The 23,482-nt window shown below is 41.5% G+C and carries 17 protein-coding genes; all 17 read left to right on the top strand.

Translation table 11 applies throughout. The annotated features are described in order from the left end of the window. Nucleotides 1-49 precede the first annotated feature (49 nt). The 17 genes from AB5642_RS08500 (at nt 50) to AB5642_RS08420 (ending at nt 23,466) form a co-directional block, all read left to right on the top strand. On the top strand, nt 50-199 hold the full coding sequence (locus tag AB5642_RS08500) for a hypothetical protein (protein ID WP_237925509.1): 150 nt from the start codon (nt 50-52) through the stop codon (nt 197-199). Nucleotides 200-601: 402 nt separating this feature from the next. Further along, nucleotides 602-1,192 (top strand): single-stranded DNA-binding protein, encoded by a 591-nt coding sequence (locus AB5642_RS08495; protein ID WP_173718710.1) that lies wholly within the window; start codon nt 602-604, stop codon nt 1,190-1,192. Nucleotides 1,193-1,209: 17 nt separating this feature from the next. Continuing rightward, a complete protein-coding gene (locus tag AB5642_RS08490; protein WP_147422317.1) occupies nt 1,210-1,602 on the top strand; it encodes a DUF4870 domain-containing protein in 393 nt (130 codons plus the stop codon). After that, nucleotides 1,599-3,821: an ATP-dependent RecD-like DNA helicase gene (locus tag AB5642_RS08485; RefSeq protein ID WP_173718711.1), complete on the top strand. Its 2,223-nt coding sequence runs from the start codon at nt 1,599-1,601 to the stop codon at nt 3,819-3,821. The genes AB5642_RS08490 and AB5642_RS08485 overlap by 4 nt, the downstream gene beginning before the upstream one ends. A gap of 108 nt (nt 3,822-3,929) precedes the next feature. Further along, nucleotides 3,930-5,672, top strand: coding sequence for a hypothetical protein (locus AB5642_RS08480; protein WP_173718712.1), 1,743 nt, complete (start codon nt 3,930-3,932; stop codon nt 5,670-5,672). A gap of 16 nt (nt 5,673-5,688) precedes the next feature. After that, entirely contained in the window at nt 5,689-8,256 is a 2,568-nt protein-coding gene (locus AB5642_RS08475) for a hypothetical protein (protein WP_173718713.1), read from the top strand. A gap of 15 nt (nt 8,257-8,271) precedes the next feature. Further along, complete coding sequence (locus tag AB5642_RS08470; protein ID WP_173718714.1) at nt 8,272-8,736, top strand: hypothetical protein; 465 nt, start codon at nt 8,272-8,274, stop codon at nt 8,734-8,736. Nucleotides 8,737-8,805: 69 nt separating this feature from the next. Further along, nucleotides 8,806-9,006, top strand: coding sequence for a hypothetical protein (locus tag AB5642_RS08465; protein WP_173718715.1), 201 nt, complete (start codon nt 8,806-8,808; stop codon nt 9,004-9,006). Nucleotides 9,007-9,052: 46 nt separating this feature from the next. Beyond that, entirely contained in the window at nt 9,053-9,235 is a 183-nt protein-coding gene (locus tag AB5642_RS08460; RefSeq protein ID WP_173718716.1) for a hypothetical protein, read from the top strand. 18 nt (nt 9,236-9,253) lie between these two features. Further along, nucleotides 9,254-11,464 carry a hypothetical protein gene (locus AB5642_RS08455; RefSeq protein ID WP_173718717.1) on the top strand — a complete coding sequence of 737 codons (2,211 nt, stop codon included), beginning with the start codon at nt 9,254-9,256 and terminating at the stop codon, nt 11,462-11,464. After that, the gene (locus AB5642_RS08450; protein WP_173718718.1) at nt 11,464-13,881 is read left to right on the top strand and encodes a hypothetical protein; all 2,418 of its coding nucleotides are present in this window, start codon (nt 11,464-11,466) and stop codon (nt 13,879-13,881) included. The genes AB5642_RS08455 and AB5642_RS08450 overlap by 1 nt, the downstream gene beginning before the upstream one ends. Continuing rightward, nucleotides 13,878-14,012: a hypothetical protein gene (locus AB5642_RS08445; RefSeq protein WP_272105110.1), complete on the top strand. Its 135-nt coding sequence runs from the start codon at nt 13,878-13,880 to the stop codon at nt 14,010-14,012. The genes AB5642_RS08450 and AB5642_RS08445 overlap by 4 nt, the downstream gene beginning before the upstream one ends. Beyond that, nucleotides 13,993-14,274 carry a hypothetical protein gene (locus AB5642_RS08440; RefSeq protein ID WP_173718719.1) on the top strand — a complete coding sequence of 94 codons (282 nt, stop codon included), beginning with the start codon at nt 13,993-13,995 and terminating at the stop codon, nt 14,272-14,274. Before AB5642_RS08445 ends, AB5642_RS08440 begins: the two co-directional genes overlap by 20 nt. Nucleotides 14,275-14,304: 30 nt before the next feature. Continuing rightward, entirely contained in the window at nt 14,305-14,742 is a 438-nt protein-coding gene (locus tag AB5642_RS08435) for a hypothetical protein (protein ID WP_173718720.1), read from the top strand. Nucleotides 14,743-15,114: 372 nt separating this feature from the next. Continuing rightward, a complete protein-coding gene (locus tag AB5642_RS08430; RefSeq protein WP_173718721.1) occupies nt 15,115-15,792 on the top strand; it encodes a hypothetical protein in 678 nt (225 codons plus the stop codon). 17 nt (nt 15,793-15,809) lie between these two features. Continuing rightward, nucleotides 15,810-18,161 (top strand): leucine-rich repeat protein, encoded by a 2,352-nt coding sequence (locus AB5642_RS08425; protein ID WP_368371541.1) that lies wholly within the window; start codon nt 15,810-15,812, stop codon nt 18,159-18,161. A gap of 67 nt (nt 18,162-18,228) precedes the next feature. Beyond that, on the top strand, nt 18,229-23,466 hold the full coding sequence (locus tag AB5642_RS08420; RefSeq protein WP_173718723.1) for a DUF4430 domain-containing protein: 5,238 nt from the start codon (nt 18,229-18,231) through the stop codon (nt 23,464-23,466). Nucleotides 23,467-23,482: the final 16 nt, after the last annotated feature.

Here is a 23,482-nt window from a genome sequence, read left to right as displayed (position 1 = left end):
CTATGATATATATCGCGATATGTACTAAACATAGAAAAGGAGCTTTGCTATGATGACAGCAAAATTGTTTGAAGATGCAGTGCATAGTGCAATGGTGGAATCTGTTCATGCAGATTATATCATTACAAGAAATTTGAAAGATTTTACCAAAAGTAAAGTTATGGCATTTACACCAACCGAACTTTGGGCAAGAATTTGACTCTTGTGGTAAAAATGAAAAACATATTGTTTATAACACAAAATACAGAAAATGAATTGTTGACGCATACTATATCTTGTGTTATTATGATTTTGAGATTTGTATTTGTGCCTGTAAAACAGGTAAAAAAATTTGGTTTCGGAGAAGCCCGAAAGAAAAATATGAGGAACATGGTTCCTGCCTTTTGTGAGAAATTAGGTCATTTAGAATGAAACGTTCTAAGTGGCCTTTTTTTATTGCAAAAAAACAAATACGAATCAACATCTTGAAAGGAGGAAAAATAAAAAATCCAAAAGAAAGGAGACCGGAAGAACTGGTAAAAGAAGGAAAATGATAACGGACATTTGGGATTCATTCTGAATGTTTTTTGTTATCGAATCAAAAACAACAAGGAGTGTGCACATGAATAAGTCTATATTTATCGGACGGATGGCAACGGATCCAAAGGTGATGTCTTCAGCGGGAAAAAAGACAGTCGCGTATTTTCGGATTGCGGTTGAGCGAAATTTCAAGCAGGAAGGAGCTCCGAATGCTGATTACTTTAGCTGTGTCACATTTGGGGAAAGAGCTGAGTTTGTAGCAAAGTATTTTTATAAGGGCAAAAAAATCGCTTTAGAGGGCGAGATGCATAATGATAACTATACAGGTAATAGTGGCGAAAAAGTATATGGTATGAGACTTCTTGTAAACGACATTGAGTTTGTAGACAGTAAGGACGAAAGTGAAAATGTGAGCCAGAACGGACGTACCAATCGGAATTCCTCACAGCCCTCACGAAATAGTGGATCAAATTCCAATGGACGATCCAGCCAGAATCCAGGAAATTCCTATCAAAATTCGCCATACTACAAAAACACGAACCAGGGGAAAACAAACCGTACAGGAAGTAAACCACAAAGAGCCCAGTCTTCACGCCAGACTTCACAAAACCGCTACAACGTAGACGAGGAATTTATGAATATGGGAAATGAAGAGATGGGAGATTTTTGCTGATAACAAAGGAGAAAAAAATGGAACGAGTAAAAAAATGGTGCCAGGCACACCAAAAAGCCTGCCTGATAACTGGAATTATAGGAATGCTTTTGTCACCCTTTTTATGGCCACTGTTTTTAGCAGTGATTGTACAGAGCCTGACACTGGGCCTTCCAATTGCAGCAGGTATCTATTGTTACAAATATCTAAATGAAAAAAAGGAGAATCCGAATGAGAATGATGAACAAAAACACAGCCACCCTGAAACCAAGAAACCAGCTCCCGGTAAAGTACGCGGTCATGCTGAAGCGCCCGGTGGCGTTCAAAAGAGTCCGGATGAAACGCGGTCAGAACCGGTAAAACAGAGGAGAAAGCAAGGAAGAAAACAGGGAAGAAAAAGAGGCGTTTCCGGAGGTGATGGACCAAAATGAAATGTAAAGCAGTCCGGTGTATCTATTACAATGCAGGAAATGGATACACCGTTGCCTCCTATGTAACGGAAGAAACCCTTCCCAAGGAAGTAAGCAGCCAGAAAAATGGCAGATATGGCATGTTTATGGCAATTGGAAATGAGCTTCCGACTGAGGATGGCCTTGAAGTAGAACTGAACGGAACCTGGAAAGACGGAAAATTTGGAATGCAGTATAAGGTTTCTTCTTTTCAGATTGTATTACCCACGAGCACAGAAGGAATCAAGGCATACCTGGCCTCTGACCTTATTAAGGGAATCGGGCCAGTGCTTGCCGAGCGGATTGTAGACCGTTACCAGGAAAATACGTTTGAAGTTCTTGAAAAAAATCCTGAGAAGTTACTGGAAATCAAAGGCATTACCCGAAAAAAGCTCTCAGAGATTCTGGAAGGATACCGTGGCAGCGAGACTTTGCGGCAGTTAATGGTGACCTTATCTCCCTTTGGGGTGACACCAAGGAAGGTGGCGCAGATCCAGGAACACTTTGGAAATGCAGCCCCACTCATCATTCAGAACACGCCATTTCGTTTGTGCGAGATTCCTGGGTTTGGATTTCTAACGGTGGATCCGATTGCGGTAAAAGCAAAGAATTTTAAGCCAGATGAGCCTATGCGGATCAAAGCGGCGATCCTTCATATTATGTCGGAAGCAGAGGGCGAAGGCCATCTATACCTGACTTGTGAGGAAATCTTAAAGCGGACAGCCCTGCTTTTAAACCATAAAAAGGAAACCGGACTGGTGCCAGAAAGAGCCATCCGGGATGCCGGAAATGAAATGATCCGTAAGGATGGGACCCTGGTGTGTAGTGATGGCGGATTTTATTTAAAGAATAGTTTTCGTGCAGAACTTGGAGCCGCTGCATCTCTAGTTAAACTGATCCTGCGAGGTGGGACACAAAGTTATCAGGTGGACTCCATTATAAGCAGCATTCAGAAAAAAGAGAAGATTCTACTAAATGTCAGGCAAAAAGAAGGAATTTTAAGAGCATTTCAATATCCGGTTACCATCATTACCGGAGGACCTGGACGTGGAAAGACGACAGATATCAGCTTTATCATTGAGGTAGAGAAAATTCTTCATAAGAACGCGGAGATACTGTTATGTGCTCCAACTGGTCGTGCCAGACGAAGGATGAGTGATTGTACTGCTTATCCCGCTCTGACGATTCATAAAGCAATTGGGTTAAAAGGAGAAGCGGGTGAGGAAGAATGGGACGAAGAGAGTATGCTGGAGGCATCTCTTATCATTGTGGATGAGTGCAGTATGATCGACATGCCACTTATGGATAAGTTTTTGTCTCGGGTTCCTATTGGAACCCGCCTGGTATTCTTAGGCGATAAAGACCAGCTGGAATCAGTGGGACCGGGAAACGTATTTAAAGAGATGATCGAATCTGGTGTGATCCCAGTTACGATACTAACAGAGAGCTTCCGGCAGGAAGGAAAATCCACGATTATTCAGAATGCGGATAAGATAAACGAAAGGAAAACCAATCTGGTTTTTGATGATACATTCCAGTTTTATCCGGCAAAAGATGATGAAGAAGCTGCTGAAATTATCCAGAAACTCTACCGGGAAGAACTTCAAAAAAACGAAAACCGGGTAGAAGGGGTTCAGGTACTCTCCCCACTTCGAAAGGATACGAAGGTAGGTGCAGATGCATTAAATCCTGTTCTTCGGGATATCGTGAATCCGAAGCGGTACGGTTATCCGGAAATTAAGAATGGATCGACTACATATCGGGAGAGAGATCTCGTTATGCAGCTGAAAAATGAGGAAGATGTGGCAAACGGTGACGTGGGAGAAGTCCTAAATATCTATAAAGCAGATGGGAAAAGCAGGATGCGTGTAGATTTTGGGGATGGAAAAATCATGGAATATACCGAAGGGGATATATGGCCATTAAATCTGGCTTATTGTATCACAGTCCATAAGGCACAGGGTTCGGAATATCCAGTGGTGATTCTGCCAATGCTCACCTGTTTTTATCGGATGCTGCGGAAAAATCTTTTCTATACCGCAGTCACAAGAGCAAGGCGTGGGGTGAAAATAGTAGGAAGTAAAAAGGCAATGGTAATCGCAATCAAAAACGATACGGTAAGTAAACGAAATACCATGTTTGGTTACCGGATCAAAAAGATTTACAAAGCCTACCTGGAACAGGAAAAGAAATCAGCATAACAAACAAAGATCAGCAGGATATGAGACGCGAAATGCTCATACCCTGCTTTTCCATATGGAGGAATCAAAATGCCAGAAATCTGTTTTTATGAACCATAGACCTATCAATTGGCATTGCCAGAAAAAATTGAGGCATATTTAAAGTTTGCAAAGAAAAAAAGAATCAGCTATGAAGCGGAAGACTGCTCCAGATATAATACGCGGACAAATGGAAAATCTGCAAAGCTTCATCCGCCTACTTTGGCTGCTATTTTTAAGCTTTTTGGAATGAAAGAGAAAGAAGAAGGTGCTGCCGGAATTCAGCTGGCAGAAAAGTCTGTTCGTTATTTTTGCCTGGAATACCCGGTGGAGCAGGAACTTTGTGTCATGACGTACAATTATCAAAACGGAAGATTCTGTGGAATTAGAAAGAAAAATGATCCCGCAGGAGAAACAACAAAGATGCCTGGCGTTTTAAAGGGAAAATCTACCGGGGAAGAGTATCTTGCAATGCTTGTCCTTGCAAGTATAGTTCCCGAAAGCCAGTATTACGACGATGAGTTTCATACCTGCTTTGATGAACTGAAACGTGCTGTAAAAGCAGGACTGGCGGGGCAGGCGCTCAAAATGTCCTTTCGCTGCTGCGATAACCTGTATCTGCGGATGACTGCCACAACGGAGGATGCCATTTCTTTTGACCGGAACCAGTTTGCGGAAGGAAAACTGAAGGATAGTTTTCACCCCTTTGACCTGAACTCCGGAATTTATGCGCCAAATGCCTGTATAATTGGTACTTTTAAAGTGCTGGGAGTAAAAGGAAGGAAGAAAGGTGCTGCTATTTCGGAGTTAAAGATGGAGTATGCAGGACATTTTAACTGCCGGCATAGTGAAAAAGAGAGGATCCCCACGCTTCCAGAGGATTACATTGTGAGCCAGGAGGTGGAAGAAATCCTGGAAATGGTCGTTCATACCCCGGCAAGGCTTTTTATGATGACGGGGGAAGCGGGAACTGGAAAAACCACAGATGCCAGGATGATCGCACAGATATTAGGTCTTCCCTATTATGTATTTACCTGTGGGCCTGGTACAGATGAGCTGGAGCTTCTTGCAAGTACGGTACCAAACATGGGAACGAAAAAGAAAACGCTTCCAGTGCTTCCAGCCTTTTACGACCTTCAGATGGATCCAGCTTCCGCACTTTGTGTACTTAGCGGAACCTATGAAGAGGGCATTTCAGAAGAAGCTGCATTTGAAAAACTTTTGCGCCTTGCTTATGAAAAAGGATATGAAAGTGCAAGGGCAGAGAAGGATTTTTTGTTGCGGGAATCAGAGATCATAAAAGCGTGCCGTCTTCCTTCCGTTTTGGAAATTCAGGAGCCGTCCATGATTGAAAAACCAGGGACGCTTACAAGACTGAACTCTCTTTTTGATGATGGAGCGGTGACAGATCTGATTAATGGGGAAAAAATAAAGAGAAATAAAGATACCATTGTGATTATGACTACAAACCTGGATTATGTGGGCTGCGGAAATTTTAACCAGTCGGTCTTATCCCGTATGAGCCTGATCCAGCCCAAGCAAAATCTCACAGAAGAGGAAATGAAGCGGCGGGTTATTGCACGTACCGGATATGGGGATGAGAAAGGCTTAAACTTTATGGTTTCGGCCATTCAAAAAATCCATGCTTATCTGAAGGAAGAAGATCTTCAGGATGGTGTGTGCGGCTATCGGGAACTGGAAAACTGGGTGCGTACCTTTCAGGCAATTAAAGATGTCAGGCGCGCGGCACAGGTTGCGGTTATCAGTAAAGCCACAATGGATCCGGAGGAACAGGAACATCTGATGAAGACCTATGTGGAACCGTATTGTTAGAAACAGGAGAATCGAAATGAAGGATACTTATAGAGAGCGGATCAAGGAAGAACAAAAAAAGTTAAGCCCCAGTCAGGTCTTTTTTTCAGAAGGTTACCGGAAACTTTTTCGGGACCTTGCAAATGAAGTGGCAGGGGAAAAACTGGAGCAGCTGCTTTTGTACCAGAGTACAGAAGACGGACTGGCAGGCTGGAATGATGGGAAACGAATCGGCATCAACATTGGCAATCTCATCACAGGCAGCTTTTTAGAACTGGAACAAAAAAGTGACAGCCTGATCGGGATATTAGGACATGAATGCGGCCATGCCAGATTTACGGATTCTGTACTTCGGAAAGTCTATGTGCAGAACATGCTGGCAGGCGTCTGGTATCCGGATACACCAGAGCCGGAAAACGAGGACGAAGAAAAAGCCCTGAATGAGATGGATACCTGTCTGGCCGGGAAAAATCCAGTGGTGGTTCCCCTTCTGACAGAATGTGCGTCTTATATCAGCAACCTTTTAAATGATGTGTACATAGAGGAAAAGATGTGCAGCCTGTTTCCTGGAAGTATCAAAAAAGGAATTCTGATCAACCGGAGACGAAACGTGGAATGGATTCCCCAGTTAAAAGAACTGCTAGAGGGAAATTCAGATCCGGTTTCTGTTTTTTTAAAGGTACTTGTACAGTATGCCCTCCGGGGATATGCCAATTCCTGGAATATGGAAAGCTGCGAGATGCTGGATACCTTAAATGAAGTGAAGCAGTTTGTGGATCTGTCGGTGACAGCGGACAGTGATCTTATACGTTACCAGGCCACCAACCAGATCCTGCTTAAGATGTGGAAGTATTTTCGGAATCTTTTGGAAGAATTGAAGCAGGAATGTCAGGAACCAGAAGAAAACGAGGAAGAGCCGCCGCAGGAAGAAGAACCGTCGGAGGCAGAAATGCCTCAGGAAGAACGGTCAGAACAAGAGCCGCCAGAAGTGGACGAGTCACAGGAGAAACCGTCGCAGAAAGAACCACCGCAGGAAGAACCGGCAGAAGAAAAATCAGCAGAAGAAAAATCAGCAGGGGAAGAAAATTCTACAGAGGAAGATAGAAAAGAAGCATCCCAGGGAGAAGGGAAATCCGTGGGAGAAGATGAAGAGGAAGAAGAATCCCCCACAGAAGAAACGGAATCCAAAGGGGAAGCGGAACCCGTAAAAGAAAGGAATACTTCTGGGGATAACAACCGGGAAGCTTCTAAGCAGACCGGGGATGAGGAGTCTCCAAAATCTTCAGAGGAGGAAAATAAATCAGAAACGGTATCTGAGAAAGCTTCTTCAGAAGAGAAATCTAAGGAAGCTGTAGGCGGTAAAGAAGGTCCAAAAGATTTTTCTTCGGATTCCTCTGATGAGGATCTGCCGACAGATACATCCGGAGATAGTGGGGATGAGGCGAAAACAGGGAAACAAACAGAAGAGCTGACGGAAGAACAACTAAAAAAGATGGAAGCAGCCATGGGGGAGTATCTAAAAGAACTGACCGAAGATCTTCCAAAATTTATTCAGGAATCGGAAGTAGATGAGACTGCCTTACCGGAACTTGATAATGCCACTGTGGTCCAGGTTTCAAAAGAGAATAAGGAAGAAAGGGAAGGCGCAGATGAAAAATCCGATCTTATACTGCAAAAAATCCTTTTGGATTTAGTATCAGAAACCGTGGATCAGGACATGGGAATAGAAGCCCAAACCCGTCTGCAGGAGGAACTGGACGGGATGGAATTTGAAGCAGCCCATGACATGGTAAAAAAAGAGGTCCTGTATAAGAATACCTTCACAGAAACAGAAAAAAGCTGGCTGTCTGCATATGAAGCTTCGGCAAGAAAGGTAGAAAAAAGGCTTCGGACCAGGCTTCTTCCAATCCTGGAAAACCAGAAGGAACGGACGGAACGTCGGATGTATCTTGGAAAAAAGCTGGATATGCGTGCCATTGCTGATCCAGGCGGTGCCGTATATAAGCGGACATTTCCCGGAAAGAAAACAGATGCGGTGGTCTGCGTGTTAGTGGACAATTCTGGCTCCATGATAGGCCATCGTATAGAAGCAGCCAAGGTAGCAGCCCTCACCTTATACGATTTTTGCAGGAAAGCCGGAATCCCCATTCTGGTTTACGGGCACCATACGGATGGTTACGATCATCGTGATCCAAGTGAGGAAATCGTTTATTTTCACAGTTATGCAGAGTTCGAGGAAGACAGAAACGACCGTTTGCGGATCATCACTATGGAAAACGATGGCAGTAACCGGGACGGGGCAGCCCTTCTATTTATGGCAAATAAGCTTTTAAAACGTCCGGAAAAACAAAAACTGTTGTTCCTTATCAGTGACGGACTGCCAAATGCAACCCGTTATTTTGGAAGCTATGCCACAGCAGACTTAAAAAAGATTAAGGAAAAACTTGGAAAGAAAGGAATTTTGTTTCAGGCAGCAGCGATTGGATGGGATAAAGAAGCTATCCGGAAGATTTATGGAAATGCCTATCTTGATATATCAAGCTTAGAGCAGCTTCCCATCCGACTGACAAAGCAGCTGGCAAAATTACTTCGAAGAGTAAACTAAAAAAGGAGGAGCATGATGCAGCATAAAAAAAGAAAGAAGATTTATTCCGAACAGTTGTTACAGATCCATGAGGATGGCGGAAAACTGAATCCGGGAAAGGAAATCTATGCGACCGGGTACGTGATAGAGCTGAAAAAAGACTGTTATTTTGCAGGCTTTCAGGATGGAAAAATTCTGTGCCGCTCATTTGAGTATGCCCGTTATTTTTCTAACACCCACAGTGCGGAACAGTTTGTAAAAGAATATCTTGGATATGCAGGATTAAGATGCAATCTTTGCAAGGTGGCCTGGGGGCTTGCCGTTCATGGATTGGAGCCCGGATGGAAGGAAAACCTGAAGCCCTATAAAAATAAGGAGCAGATCCTTTATTTCTCGTCTTACCACGATGGCGTAAACTATCAAAAAGAAAACCATCTGGAACAGACGACCTATGTTCTGCCTCTTGTGGACAGGGAAAAAGAACTTTATATTGCAGCGTAACTTTTTGGGGGACAAGTCGTCCCCCTCCTTATTTAATAGGAAGAAATAATTTTAAATGGAGGCGATAACATGACCGTAAGGGAAGCTGGAAAAGGAATCGTAAGAAGCGGAGGTGGAACTTACCGGATTGGATATACCGACCTGTATGGAATGGAACAGGAAACGGAACTTAGTGCATTCGGGATGAAGGATCTAGAAGAACTGTGGAGCTCCTTGTGTCCAGAATTTGAATGCCGAAAAAACAGTATCTGCTATATAGAAAGAGCGTGAAAAGAATAAGGCAGGGCTTGGTGCCGGCAGAAATGGAGTGAAAAATATGGGAATGTATCATAAAAACCACCTGGTAGGACCTGGATTTAAAAGAATGGCAAAGCGCCAGACTTCGAAAGGCATGAGAAGGGCAGCGAAAAAAAGCTGTCAGGAACATTTTGAGGACAGTATTACACTGACCAGAAAAAGCCATAACCTGCATGGGATTGATGCATTTAAGTTTAGTTGAAAAAAGGAGAAGTAAAGAATGGAATGGAACATCTATAAAGACTGGCTGGATCCCGTCTTGTACCGGCAGATGGTGTCCATGATCTATCAGCTGTCCTCAAATGCGGACAAAGAAGCAGTTTTAAAACAGGAGAGAGAAAACAGCCTGTTTTATGGAATCTGTGAGCACAGCATGGATGAAGAATATAATCTTCATTATCCTGGAGAGGTATTAGAGCGTATGAAAGAGCGACGGACCATGACAAAACCCGTCTACCGGGCGCTTGGACTTGCACTTGCAGGAACATCCAGTATTCAGGAGCCGTGTATGTTTAATGGCACCCAAAAAAGCGGCTTCTGGAAACAGTTTGATAAGGCACTTGGGGAAAAGGATTTGTGTTACCTTGCAGTCCGGTGTCTGCTTGCAACAAAAGATCGCAAGCTCTGGGTGGATGCCCTGCACCAGTATCCATATGAAAAAGTGGAGGAAATGATCTTTATCCTTTCCGTTTTTCCAGAGTCGGATACGTTATGGCAGAAGTTAAAGGGAAAGATCGCGGCCTGCTTTGGACAGAAACGCAGCCTGTCTGTTTACGACGACTGGCATCTTTATGCCTGGATCGCCATGAAATATGGGAAACGGCTGAAAAATGACCGGACAAAAGAAACGGCGGTGTTAAAACATCTGGAAAAACTCTCCCGGACAAATGCGGCGAATGCAAATGGGGCGTTGGAGGATCAGCTTATAAAAAATGGATATACGAAAGAAGAGGTGATTTTTCTAAATGGCATCCTGAGTGGGGCACGAAAATACCTGGATCCGAACTCATTGACCGCGGAAAAGATTGCAGTAAGGGTATTGAAAACCTTTCTGCCGGGAGAAAAGATGTATCCGGATGTGGTGTATGAGTTATGTGAAACTCTTTTAAGAAAATACGACTGTTTCCCAGTGCGTCTTGGTGGACAGGAAAAAATTCAAAATTGTTTGTATGGAATGAAGGTGGAAAATGTCAGAACCTTCTTAACGTTGTTTCCTTTTCGGGAAAATGGGAGGAAAGAGTGGCATTATATTAATTTAAACCAGGAAAAATGGCACTGCCTGGCCACGCAGCTTAAGGAGGAAGAGTTTGAAAAGTGCGTAAAGGACACCCTGCGAAATGGGACATTTGAAAAAACAGAGCTGGAATCCTATCTTGTAGCCTATCAAAAGCTGACTGGGCGGGAATATGTGGAAGTCTTCTGGAAGAAAATGGATTACGATCTTCGTCATGTCTTTTATCTGTTAAGCGAAAATGGGATCCTGGATGCCGTCGGTCTTATGAAACAATTTCTAAAAGAGTATCAGGAGATGAGAAACAAAGAACCGGATCTGGATGCTTTTGAAACAGTCCCCTTTATCGGAGAGACTGATACCGTGGAGGATCCAATCGGGGAGGCAGAAAAAGTATTTGGGGAGAAATGGGATAGCATGCTGTATTACCTGAAAGCTGATATGCAAGATATAAATACCATGACCAGTTTTTCCATGTTAAAGCTTGTCATTACCCAAATTGGAATAGAGGGAATCCCAGGAATTCTGGAACCATGGAGCATGATCCAGAGATCATTTTCTTTGTATTCGTATGGAATTAGTCGTGGAGAATGCGAGATCTGCCGCCCGCTGTTGGAAAGAGGTGTACATCAGGAATTATTTATGTGGATCGAGGAACATCTGTTTTTAACAGATGTTGGAAACTACATCAGCTTTTTGAGGAGCATCCTGTTAAAAGACAGTACAGGACTTTGGATGGAACAAAAGGAAGCTATGCAGATGGCAAAAGAAATCCTTCCCTATCTGGAGGACAGTAGTGGGAAAGAAACGCTGCGAAGAAAATACATGTCAGAGGAAGAACTGCGAAGCCTTGAAATGGAAAAAGAGTGGAAACAGATACAGGAAACAAGGATGCGAAAGCTGGAAGAGGAAAAGAAGATCAAAAAGGAATTTAATCTTCTGCTTCGGAAAAATAAGGGGACAAATCAGCTTTTCGAACAGATCTATGACTTTTATTACTATGGAAGATATGCGGAAGATTCCTTACGTGCCAGGATCATTCTTTCCTATATGCGGGATTATCTGGACAGAAGAGGAAAAATTGTAACCAGCAAAGAGGAAATAAAATATCTGCTGTTGCTGTTTCAGAACCTGTATAAAAATGAAAAGATAGAGTTAGAGGGCATCAGGCAGATGGTAGATTTGATGGAGGTTGCATAATGATTGAAGTGATAAAAAGACATTTAGCGGAACGAAATATGCTAAAAACGGCGGGACTCTCTCTTTGTTACCTGGAAAAAAAGGGAGAAGAAAAATGTGTACGGGCAGCAGAAGCCATCATTCAAAATGAGGTTATGGATGTGATCCCGTCCTTGTGGGAACAGGTATGTTTGTACATGATGGAAGATCCGGAAACGATTACCTATCTTGGAAACCTGAAAAAAGAGGGATGTGAGCTGAATGCATACCGGTTCCAGCGGATCCTATTGGATGCAGGGATAGATAAAGTTTCAGATTTTTCCTATGAACAGGTAAAAGCCGTGTATTTTGATCCGCTGGTAACCGATGGAACCGCTTATTCTTATATGAAATATTATGGAGAGCAGAATGTAAGCAAAGAAGAAAAAGAACAGCTGGTAAAAAGTATTGCCATGTGTATGGATGTGCTGGACTTTGAGAAGGCAGGGGAAAAAGACCGTATGCTGCTTGTGAATCCGGTATTTTCTTCAGAGCTGCTGCTTGATCTATTGGAAAATGTAAACAACCTTAAAATTCTTCAAGATCAAGATCTGATGGAGCTTGTTAACACGCTTGCCGGGTATGAAGCTGAGATCCGGTCTCTAAATCAGAATCAGTTCGATCAGATGAAGGAAAGACCTGTTGAGATACTGGAAAAGTTAAGGATTGTGACCAGGTACATTGAAAAAGAGAATCTGACAGATGGATTAAACTTATGGCTGTGGAATGAAGCTCTGTATGAGGATTTGTGTAAACTGGAACGGGCATTTACAGATGGCGCGGATCCAGCCGAGGTATTTTCCAGCAAAGTGTCCTATGTGAATACCCTGTACCAGAATCCCGTATCAAAAATTTCCCTGTCCAGTCTAAGTGAAGAAAAGTCCGAGATTCTATTATATGCCATCACACAGAAAAAGAAGGCATTCTTAAATCTGATCAATGAGGAAGCGGAACTTTTTTATGATCTTCCAAATGCTTCCATGCTGTTAAAGAAAGAGGTGTACCAGGAGTATATAAACTTAAATACCCTTAATCGGAAGAATTTAAAAGATAGTGCGGATCTGATTTTATCGCGTGACAGATTTGAACTTTTGGCAAAACGGGAGCATACATTTGAAGAGTTAAAGCTTCTTTGTACTGCAAAAGAGGCAGTAATCGAGCTGTATGAACAGCTGACCTGCAAAAGTGATGAAAGACTTCTGGTTCTTCGGGAATTGATAAAACGGGAGTGTGTGCCGCATTCATTTTGGGAAGGCCAGATAGAACCACTTGTAGCTGCATTATCCAAAAAGCCGTTATCCAGATGGATCCGGGAGGACTTTCGGAACATTCCGGATTTAAGCTATGGAACGGCACTGTGGCTTCTTGTTTACCGCGAGCAGCTAAAAGGCATGGAAAAAGAGATCACCATGGAACAGCAGGCTCTCTTTTTACTAAAAGACCTGGCGCTGGTAAAAAAATGTAATTCGCTAAGTGAATTAAAAGAACAGCTGATTTTAGGGGATATTTCCTGGAGGCTGCTAAAAGAAAAACTGGCATTTTCAGAAGAATTTATACAGGAAAATGCCGCTCGAATCGGCAACTTTCTCTTTGTGGGCGGGGCTGAGATCATGGAAACTTTTCTGGAACGGCAGCCCTCCAAAATCGAAGAGATCCGGAGGCTGGTTACAGCAGAGCTTCTTGGAAAATTTGACGAACTGAAATATCCATCTGGGGATCTCATGCGTGAGATTGATTTTGAGGTATCCGAAGAAGCGGAAAAAGAATGGAAAATAGATCGGACTTTTACCAGCAAAAACTTGGTATTAAAAGAGGAAACCGGTCTTCTTCCAGTTATGCAGATCGGAGAGATCCCAAGCTATTCCTGCCTCTCCTACCGCTCAGGGTTAAACAGCGATTGCCTGTTATCCTGCTTTGATTCGAATAAAAAGTTTCTCTTTATCCGTAAAAATGGAAAGGTGGTATTTCGGGCCATGATACGATTGACAAAGGGATCCTATGTGGGTGACAGAATGCGAAAAAAGATCCAGTTTGCAGATCTGTCAGGAGCTGGGAAACCAAAAGAAGAGGAAGGGGAAGAACTGGTATTGTTCTTGGAGCGTTATTACGAGAAAAACCTGGCGTATGAGGAACAGGATCAGGCAGTATACCTTGCATTTGTGGCTGCAAAAGAAAAAGCCAAAAAGCTGGGAGCCAGGTTGGTTCTTAGCTGTTACTACCAGGATGATGTGAAAACAAAGGAATATATAAAGAGTAACTACTATTTATATATTTCCAAATCCAAAAACGGCAGCCAATACCTGGATAGCCTATACGGGGAAGCGTCAGTATCGGATTCCGGAGACTATAGCAGCAATATCTTTTTGCTGGAAAATAAAGATCAGGAGGTAGCTGCGTGAGCGTGCAGGAACTAAGAAAAGAAAGGGCGAAGAAGTTAAGATATAAAAAGCCCATTGCAAAAGGACTGAATTGGCAGGATATTTTAAGAAAAGATGAGCGAGGAAGTGTGTATGGCAAGGGCATTGTATGATTTATGTAGAAAGGACGGAACGGTGATGGTTTATTCCATCACCGGACCAGAAGTGGCAGCAGCAATCGGCTGTAAGCTGCAGGATGTTTATAATTCTGCGTGTTATGGACAATTGATCCAGCATACCTATTATGCGGAAGTGATTGACCGTCCGCTTAGCAGGCGAAAGGATATTACCCTCTTAACGGAGTATGACCGTGTCCGCAAGGTATTTTTACGAAAGTATGGAAGCGCATCGGAGAAAAGAGACGTGACAAGATAAAAAGAAAAGGGATAAGAGAGGAACCCATTTATGAGAAAAACCGAACAGAAAGAGTTTTGTGAAAGATATGACGCAAGAAGGACATTTTATAATTGTCAGCTGAAGGTGCCGCAGGTATCTTCTAAGCTGGAAACGCTGTTTGCAAACAGTAAAATCGAATGCAGGGAGCTCTATGAAAACCAGATGGAGAAGATCACTGATGCAAAGAAGCTGGCAGACTGGATCCGCGATACCTATATGCGTGTTAATAAAGAGCGTGGCGTGTTATATGCAAGAGCGTGCCTTACGGTGATGATGGCAGCTGGCTATTCAGTCCGCGGCATGCGTCTTCCACATAAGAACGAATGTGTGACAACCTGGTGGAAGTTAAAACATGTCATGAAAAGAAAAGAGCAGCTTATTGTAACCTATAGAAGTGCATTAGGTCCGCTCCAGAAGGAAAAGGCAGTTGTATTTGGAAGAGAGTAGGATTAGGGGGCTGAAAACAGCCCCCTTTGGTGGGAGAAAGTTATTGAAATGACCATATTAGAAATGTTATATATATAATTAATTTTTAAAAAATCTTTTAGAATGATTGACAAATTTATAGATAAATGTTATGATTTTGACAACAAATAAATAATAATGTGGTCGGCTCCTAAAGAGCCTGTTTAAGACAATCCAGTGGAAATCTGGAACTAAACCTTTGTGTTTACCTGTGTATAGCATTTTATATAAAGTGCTTAAGTCAGACCATACTACACGTTGGCGGAGACTCCTATATTTGTTTATGGAGACTTCGCTTTTGTTATCTAAATGTGATTTTTCATAGTCAGGATCTGAGCTATAGGCAGACTTGATTTGAAGAATAAAGAAACAGGAAGGAGGGTCACAGGTCGGATTAGCAACAAAATGATAACTAAAAATTATAAAAAGAAAAATGGTCTTAAATTGAAAGGAGACAACACCATGAAAAAGAATTTTAAACGAGTATCCGCTATTATCTTAGCAGCAGCAATGTCAATGAGCTCAAGCGTAATCGCTTCCGCAGCAAAGATGAATATTTATGTTAGAGATTACGATCAGAAAGTAACAAATATTTATCAGGAAACTTCAACTACCCCAACAATTGTACTTGATACAAATCCTGGTGAGTCTATCTATGAAGCTATTGCAAAAGGAAAAGTAGCAAGCGATTCTAATAATGCGTTAACAGCAAGCATTAGTTCTAATTGGAATAAAGTAACCAATAAAGATGGCTCAATTGACTGGTATTTGATTTCTATGGGAATTAATAACCGTGCTAAGACATCGTTTGCTACAAAAACAAATGACAATAACTATTCAGATTTGGAATACGATGATGAAGGCAATATCATTCATGGTGTATGGAGCGGACATTCTTGGATGTGGCTGGAAGGTGGTATGGAAAGTATTAACAGTACAGCGTATCCGGAATATACAATGAGTGATGCTGTGTGTCCGGCAAGTGATTTTTCAATCATCTTAAGCTATGATCATTCTGAATTAAAATGGTAAGTAGGTGACGGTGAGAGATGAAACGTAAACAATTTTTTTTCATTCTTTCTACTTGCTTAGCTTTATCTGCATATAGTCCAGTAAGTGCAGCAGAAGCTACATTTAGTAGTTTTGAAGAAGATGAGACATTTGTATCAGAAGATGAGGACTCTTTTCGGGATGAAAATTATGATATTATAGATGATGAAAATGATAGCTATAATTTCGTTGATTCTGAAGAATGTGGAGAGACTGAACAGGCTGAAATATTTGCTGATGAAGCTGATACAGGATATAAAATAGTAAAAAATGGGGTACCAATCGAGTTTAAATATGATGGGACAACATTATATTTTAGGCTAACAGAGGGTGCAACAGAAGGAAAATTACCAGATTGGGGATCTGTTGCTGGAGCAATGTGGTGTCGTGGCACGCTACAGACAAGTGCACAGAACGTAACGAAAATCGTTATCGGTGAAGGAATAACAGCTATTGGCAAGAATAATTTTTGCAAAGGCGGAAATAAGTTATTTGAAAACTTAACAGAGGTTGATGTGCCGTCAACACTTTCTGAAATCGGTTTCGGAGCATTTCAGAATGACACTAAATTAGTGAAGTTTGATTTTAATAATATAAAATCAATTGGTGATGTTGCGTTTGCTGGCACTGGATTTACTGACGTTACAATTCCTTTAGATGGTGTTATTCTTGGAAGCAATGCTTTTTATAATTGCAAGAATTTATCATCAGTTTCCATTGGTGATTCTGAATTATCAGATGGAATATTTTCTGATTGTAATTCTTTAGCTGATATTCATTATGCGAGTAAATTAGTGAATATTCCAGCAAATGCATTTCAACGAACTGCACTATCCTCTTTTAATTTTGATGGAGTTGAATCTATCGGTAAAACAGCATTTCAAGGAACAAAATTAGAAACAATTAGTCTGCCAAATGTAAAAGATATTAGTTCTTATGCATTCTTAGGATCATCGGTGAAAAAGATTTCTTTCGGCAATGCAGAAATAAATGTTGCTGAAGATGCATTCTCTGATTGTAATGATTTGACATCAATTTGTTATGCTGGAAGCAGAGAACAGTGGAAAAATCTAGCAATCAGCGCATCAGTTTCTGAGAATGTTCAAATTCATTGCAAGGCAGATAGTGTAGAACCTAAAGTTGCTACTTGTACCGAAACAGGATTGAAAGAAGTTGGTGTTTGCGAAGTATGCGGTGATCATTATTCATATGCAGACGATGAAAACGTACTTCCTGTAGACACTGTGAATGGACACAACTGGTCAGAGGATTATGTGGTGGATCAGGAAGCAACCTGCACAGAGCCAGGTTCCAAGAGTAAACATTGTACAAGAGAAGGTTGCAATGCAAAAGATGATAGCCAGGAGATTGAAGTTCTCGGACATGATTATGTTTCCAAAGTGACAAAAGAAGCAACCTGCACAGAGAAAGGAATTCTTACTAAGACCTGTAGCAGATGCAACGATGTTGTAACAGAGGAAATTCAGGCACTTGGTCATGATTTTGCGAAAGACTATAGTGTAGATGTAAAAGCTACCTGCACAACTGATGGTGAGCAGAGCAAGCATTGTTCCAGATGTGATGCGAAAGAAGATGTGCAGAAGATTGCAGCACTTGGACATGATTTTACATCTAAAGTTACCAAAGAAGCAACCTGTACATCTGATGGCGTGATTACCAAAACCTGCAGCAGATGTGGTGCAACTGAAACTGAAGCAATCAAAGCAACTGGACATAAGTTTGGTGACTGGAAAGTAACTGCTGAAGCAACTGTTTTCGCACCAGAGCAGCAGGAGAGAATCTGCGAGACTTGTGGAGAAAAGGAGACAAAGACAGTAGGTACTGCTTTAAAAGCGACTGCTACTGTAAACGCTTCCAGCGTAAAGCTGAAAGTAAAACAGTCCACATCTGGTCTTAAAGTTACTGGCCTTGCAAAGGGCGATTCTGTAAAGACATGGAAATCCACCAATACTAAGATCTTTACTGTAAAGGGATGTGCAAACGGTACCTGCAAGCTTACAGCAAAGAAGGCTGGTACTGCAAAACTTCAGATCACTCTTGCAAGCGGCCTGAAAAAGACTGTAACTGTGAAAGTGCAGAAAGCTGCTGTAAAGACTACAAAGGTTACCGTAGCAAATACAAAAGTAACAGTTAAGAAGGGCAAAAAAGTTACCCTGAAACCAGTGGTAACTCCATTTACCTCCAAACAGAAAGTTACTTACACAAGTTCAAATAAAAAAGTGGCAACGGTTTCCGCTAAGGGTGTTGTAACGGGAAAGAAAAAAGGAACAGCAAAAATCACAATTAAATCTGGTTCCAAATCAGTAAAAGTTACTGTTCGAGTAAAATAAGCATTAGGATCAAGGCTCTTCTTCCGTGAGGAAGGGGAGCCTTTTTTAGAAGGAGTGGCTGAAAAGAATGAAAAAAATAGGACTATGGAAAAAAATAGCCAGTTGGCTGCTTGTTTTTTTGTTGGTATTGCAAATCCCAGTAGATACATTTGCAGAAGAATGGATTAGCGGGAACGATATTTCTGTAGAAACAGATTTTACAGAAAATGAGAATTCAAATAATGAAGAGGAAGAAAACACTGATTTTTATAGTGATGGAAATATAGAAGAATCAGAAGGTGATAGTTTTACTGATTCAGATGAACTGCCAGAGGCAGATATTGTTTCTTTTAGTGATGGAACCAGTCTGTCCGAAGATACAGAGACACAGGAAATTCAGGTTACTGTGAGTGTAAGCAAAGACGGTAAATTTTTAAATGACAAAGACGGTAAGCCTATGGCTGGCCGTACCGTATTGCTTAGTGGCAAGGCGTCTTACACTATGGATGATGCCCTAAAACTGGCGCACGACTTATATTATCCAGGTGGTTCTGAAGCGGGATATGATTATCATGCAGATGATAGTGGTTTATATTATGGGCTTATTTACAAATTATGGGGAATTAATCGCGATGATGTTCCGTTTATAAAATCGGTATTAAACAATGATAGCGCAAATTATCAAACTTCTTTAAATAGATTGATTCATGACGGTGATGATCTTTGTTTCTTTATTCAAAAACGAAAAAGTGTGGATTCTTATGCATATTTTACAAGGAAAACACAAACGGTTTTTGCAGGGCAGGATATAACGTTACAGCTGAAAGAAACAAGTGATGCACATATTTATAGTAATTGCCAAAGCGCATCTATTTATATTGACGGAGAAAAGGCAGAAGGTTTAATTACAGATGAACAGGGTAAAGTAACTATATCAGGATTGGAATCACGGGAGAAACCATATTTTATTACGGCAGAGAAAATGGAAGAAACTGCTGATGGTGATAGAGCTACTTTAATATCAGCTGCTTATTCCTATATAACAGTTATTCCAAATGAAAGTGTTAAACAATCTTGCATAGATACAGTAACACTTCATTTTGAGACGGAAGAAAAAGAAAAAGATATTGCTCTTAGTGTATTAGATGGAAGCCAGGCATTTATTGTTCCAGCGGAAATGACATATGTAAATACGCATACTAACAAAACAGATATGTATGTTAACGTAGGCATGAAAGAAGCAGTGAGTGATGACTGTCATGTTTATGCTGTTTATACGAGTCCGCGAGATCAAGCGGAACATAGAGTTAGCTTAATCCAAAATAAATATGTATATTTAAGCCAGGCAATTTCTAAAGATGCTATATTGGATCAAGGAAAAGGATATAATTTGGCTATTCGATCAATACGGATAGAAGTAAGTAAGAATGGCAATGTTATTGATTCTTGCGATCTTGAAATTCGTTATCGTAATCATTTAAAAGAAATAAAAGTTATTGACCCCAAAAATCACGAAATCCCGTCCAATCTAGAAGACTCATTGGATAACCAAGAACTTATTGTCAATATGCCAGAGAATATTGAACATATTAATCTTGAACTAGAAGCATACGGATATAACTCTTCTCTTAAAGTAATGTTGGAGGAAGAGGAAATTAAACCGGATTATTTAGGCAAATACTGTATTGTACCAAATTGGGATAATAAAGAAGAGTATATAGCGACAATAGAAATTATTGAGAGTAGCGACGTATATTGTCAGGAAACAGCCAAATACTCTTTGATTATAAAAAAGAGTGGAATTGACTATACTCCAGATGTTACATTTAAAGAACCATTTACTAATATAAAAACATTACATTTGGGAGAGACACCTTTAACGATAAGTGTGCAAGCGTCAGTGCCAGGCAATGGAGAGGGAAAATTTACTTATCAATGGTATTATTTACAGAGTACAGAGCGGTATTTTAGAGCATGGAATTATCCAAAAACAGCTTGTAAAATCATAGAAGGGGCTACAGAACCTACTTATACTGTAGATACAAATGAAGCTAGTTCAGAAAAATGTTATTGCTGTGAAGTTACTTATGAACTGAATGGAAAAAAATATAGTGAATGGAGTTCGTTTGGTCAGTACGAAGTACTTCCGGAAACTGTTTCTTCCCCTGTAATAACAAAGCAACCTGAAAGTATTATATATGTAAAAGGTAAGCCGATAACTTATCAGCTCAAAATAGAGACGGAAAAATCGCAATGGTTTACAGAAGACACTTTATATCAATGGTATAAAAACACTGAAAATAATTCCGAAAATGGAACTTTGATTCCAGGTGCTACAAAAGATTCTTATATACCACCAATTCCAGACGATGGCACGATGTACTATTACTGTAAAGTAAAAACAAAAAGGCTGGAAAATTGGTTTGATTCGTTTTATAGTGAGGAAATCTGCTCTGATGTTGCAGCTATGACTGCAGTGGATGAACCATTTCCATGGGAAGGAAATGGCACTGAAGAATCTCCTTATCTAATTCAAAATCTGTCTGATCTGGAAGCTCTGCAAAAGAAAGTCAATGAAGACGGATTCGATTTTTATGGAAGCAATTTTTCTTTAAAAGAAGATATCAATCTTCCATCAGACTGGAAACCAATTGGTACAATCCAACCTGGAAACACCAGCACAGGGAATGGAAAATATATTTGGCCATTTTCTGGAATCTTAAATGGCGAAGGGCACACGGTCACAGTCGCGACAAATGGAAAGCCGCTGTTTAATTATGTCCGTGATGCAGTGATTGAAAATCTCAATCTTTTGGGAGAACAGATTAATGGATATGGTCTGGTTGACCGTTATACAGTTGATTATGGTCCTGACGGTATTTATAACACAGGATGTCCGGATGCAGTTACGATTCGGAATGTTACGTTAAAATCTGGCATGAGTACCAAAAAGGCAGGACTGATTGGAGGATATGCTTCCGGAGCCAACTCGATTGTAATTGAAAACTGCAAGGCAGAGAGTGGTGTTCTGATCGGATATACAGGTCAGGAATCCAGTATTGGAACTTTTGCTGGTACAATTAATGGAATTATTCGCAACTGTAGCAGTTCAGCAACTGTGAAAGGATTAAACAAAGTCGGAGGGTTAGCTGGAGCTAAAGGCCAGTCTATGGGCTCCTGTACCATTGAAAACAGCAGCTTCACTGGAACCGTAAATGCTACTGGCAAGTGGGTAGGAGGAATCCTGGGAAGCGGCTATGAGGCAGATTCTGCTCCGAATACTCCGGTTGCTTCCGTGAAAAACTGTTATGTAGCAGGAACCATCAGTGGTGTATCGAACGTTGGCGGTATCTTTGGCGGGGAACCAAGCTGCATGCAGTGTTGGGGAAATGGAAGTGGATCTATTTCTAACAACTTCTTCTACGGCACTGTTTCTGGAAAAACCAATGTAGGAGCCATTGTCGGATATTTAAAGAGCTTCGATAAATTCCAGGGAATTTCCAACAACTATTACCTGGACTCCTGTGGTGCTACCCAGGGAATCGGTGAAGTGGAAAACATCCTGACCGTGGAAAATGATCCTAAATGTGGAATCGACTACGAATTTAACCAGAACGATTACTGCTTTGCAAAGACCGCCGGGGAATTTGCCGACGGCACTGTAAAGGATGGCTTAAACAGCGGCAACTACCACAACTGGGAGCAGGGAGAGAATTATCCGGTTTATGGAACTGGCGCTTACCCGACAGGGCTTACCCTTACCGGAGATTACAAAACAGAGTATTATATCGGAGAAGAATTAGATCTTTCCGGCGGTACCTTTACCGTTACCTGGAGTGATGGAAGCAAGACCAATCCATCTTTTGAAGAAATCACAGTGATCGGTTATGATCCCCAGACCAGGGGCAGCCAGATGCTTCAGTTAAAGTATGGGGCGGTTGAAACAACCATTACGGTGAAGGTGCTGGTAAAAGCAGAAAAGATCACCGTTTCCTTTACACTCCTTGGAGATAAAGCCCATGACAGTGATACAGACGGTGAGGTACATACCTTAAAGGCAGGAAACCTGGAGACCTGGATCCAGGAGACCAGTGTAGATACTGACAGCAACGCAACGGTACTGGATGTACTGGAAAAAGTGCTTGCAGACAATCAGCTTGAATATAGCAATCCAAAAGGCAACTACATTGATTTCATCACCAAAGATGGGGAGAAGCTTGGAGAGTTTACCAATGGAAAGAATTCCGGCTGGATGTACACCTTAAACGGAATCCATTCCGATCTTGGTGTCAGTGAGCAGTTTTTAACAGATGGAGATGAAATTGTCTTCCATTATACCGATGATTACAAACAGGAGCATGACCATAAGTGGGTAGAAGGCTGGACTTCCGACGCAGAAGGCCACTGGCATGAATGCAAATCTGATTATGGAACCTGTGACATCACTGATAATACAAAAAAGGGCGGCTATCAGAAACATACCTATGGAGATGGCAAGATAATAACCGCAGCTACCTGTAAAGAAGAAGGAAAGAAGGAATTTACCTGTCTGGTGTGTGGCTATACAAAGACAGAAGTTATTCCAAAAACCAGCCAGCATTCCTATGACGCTGGAACCATCACTAAACAGGCGACCTACACTGCAGCCGGGGAAAAGGTTTATACCTGTACCGTATGTGGGACAACCAAAACAGAAGTGATCCCGATGCTTACTCACGAGCATAACTTCACCTGGACGGTCATTTCCAAAGCGACTGTTTTTTCACCAGAGAAACAGGAGGGAATCTGCTCCATCTGCGGTGCAAAACAGAGCCGTGATAACGGAAGCAAGCTGACCGCTACCATGAAGTTAAATGTAACCTCCATCAAGCTTCAGAAGAAACAGACTACTACAAAAGTAAAGGTTACCGGTCTGGCAAATGGGGATTCCGTGAAGTCCTGGACTTCCAGCAACAAAAAGATTGTGACCGTGGATAAAAACGGCAAGATCAAGGCTGGCAAGAAAACTGGAAGCGCAAAGATCACCATCACTTTAAAGAGTGGCAAGAAAGCAACCCTGAAGGTGAAGGTACAAAGCGCGAAGGTAAAAACAACTAAGATTACCGGATTAAAGACGAAGCTCACCCTGAAAAAGGGTAAGAGCCTTACCTTAAAGCCTGTTATTTCTCCAATCACCTCACAGGAGAAGGTGACTTACACCACCTCCAATAAGAAGGTAGCAACCGTTACGAAAAATGGTGTGATAAAAGCGAAGAAAAAAGGCACAGCAACCATTACAGTAAAATCCGGAAAGGTTACAAAGAAGGTTAAAGTAACTGTAAAATAAGAATCGGAACATCCAC

Origin of the sequence: Ruminococcus sp. 1001136sp1_2201st1_G3_2201SCRN_220225, from assembly GCF_040924365.1 — a bacterium.
Classification (GTDB): domain Bacteria; phylum Bacillota; class Clostridia; order Lachnospirales; family Lachnospiraceae; genus Blautia_A; species Blautia_A faecis.
Note: the sequence above shows the minus strand (reverse complement) of the source record. Positions and strands in the feature narration are given on the sequence as shown.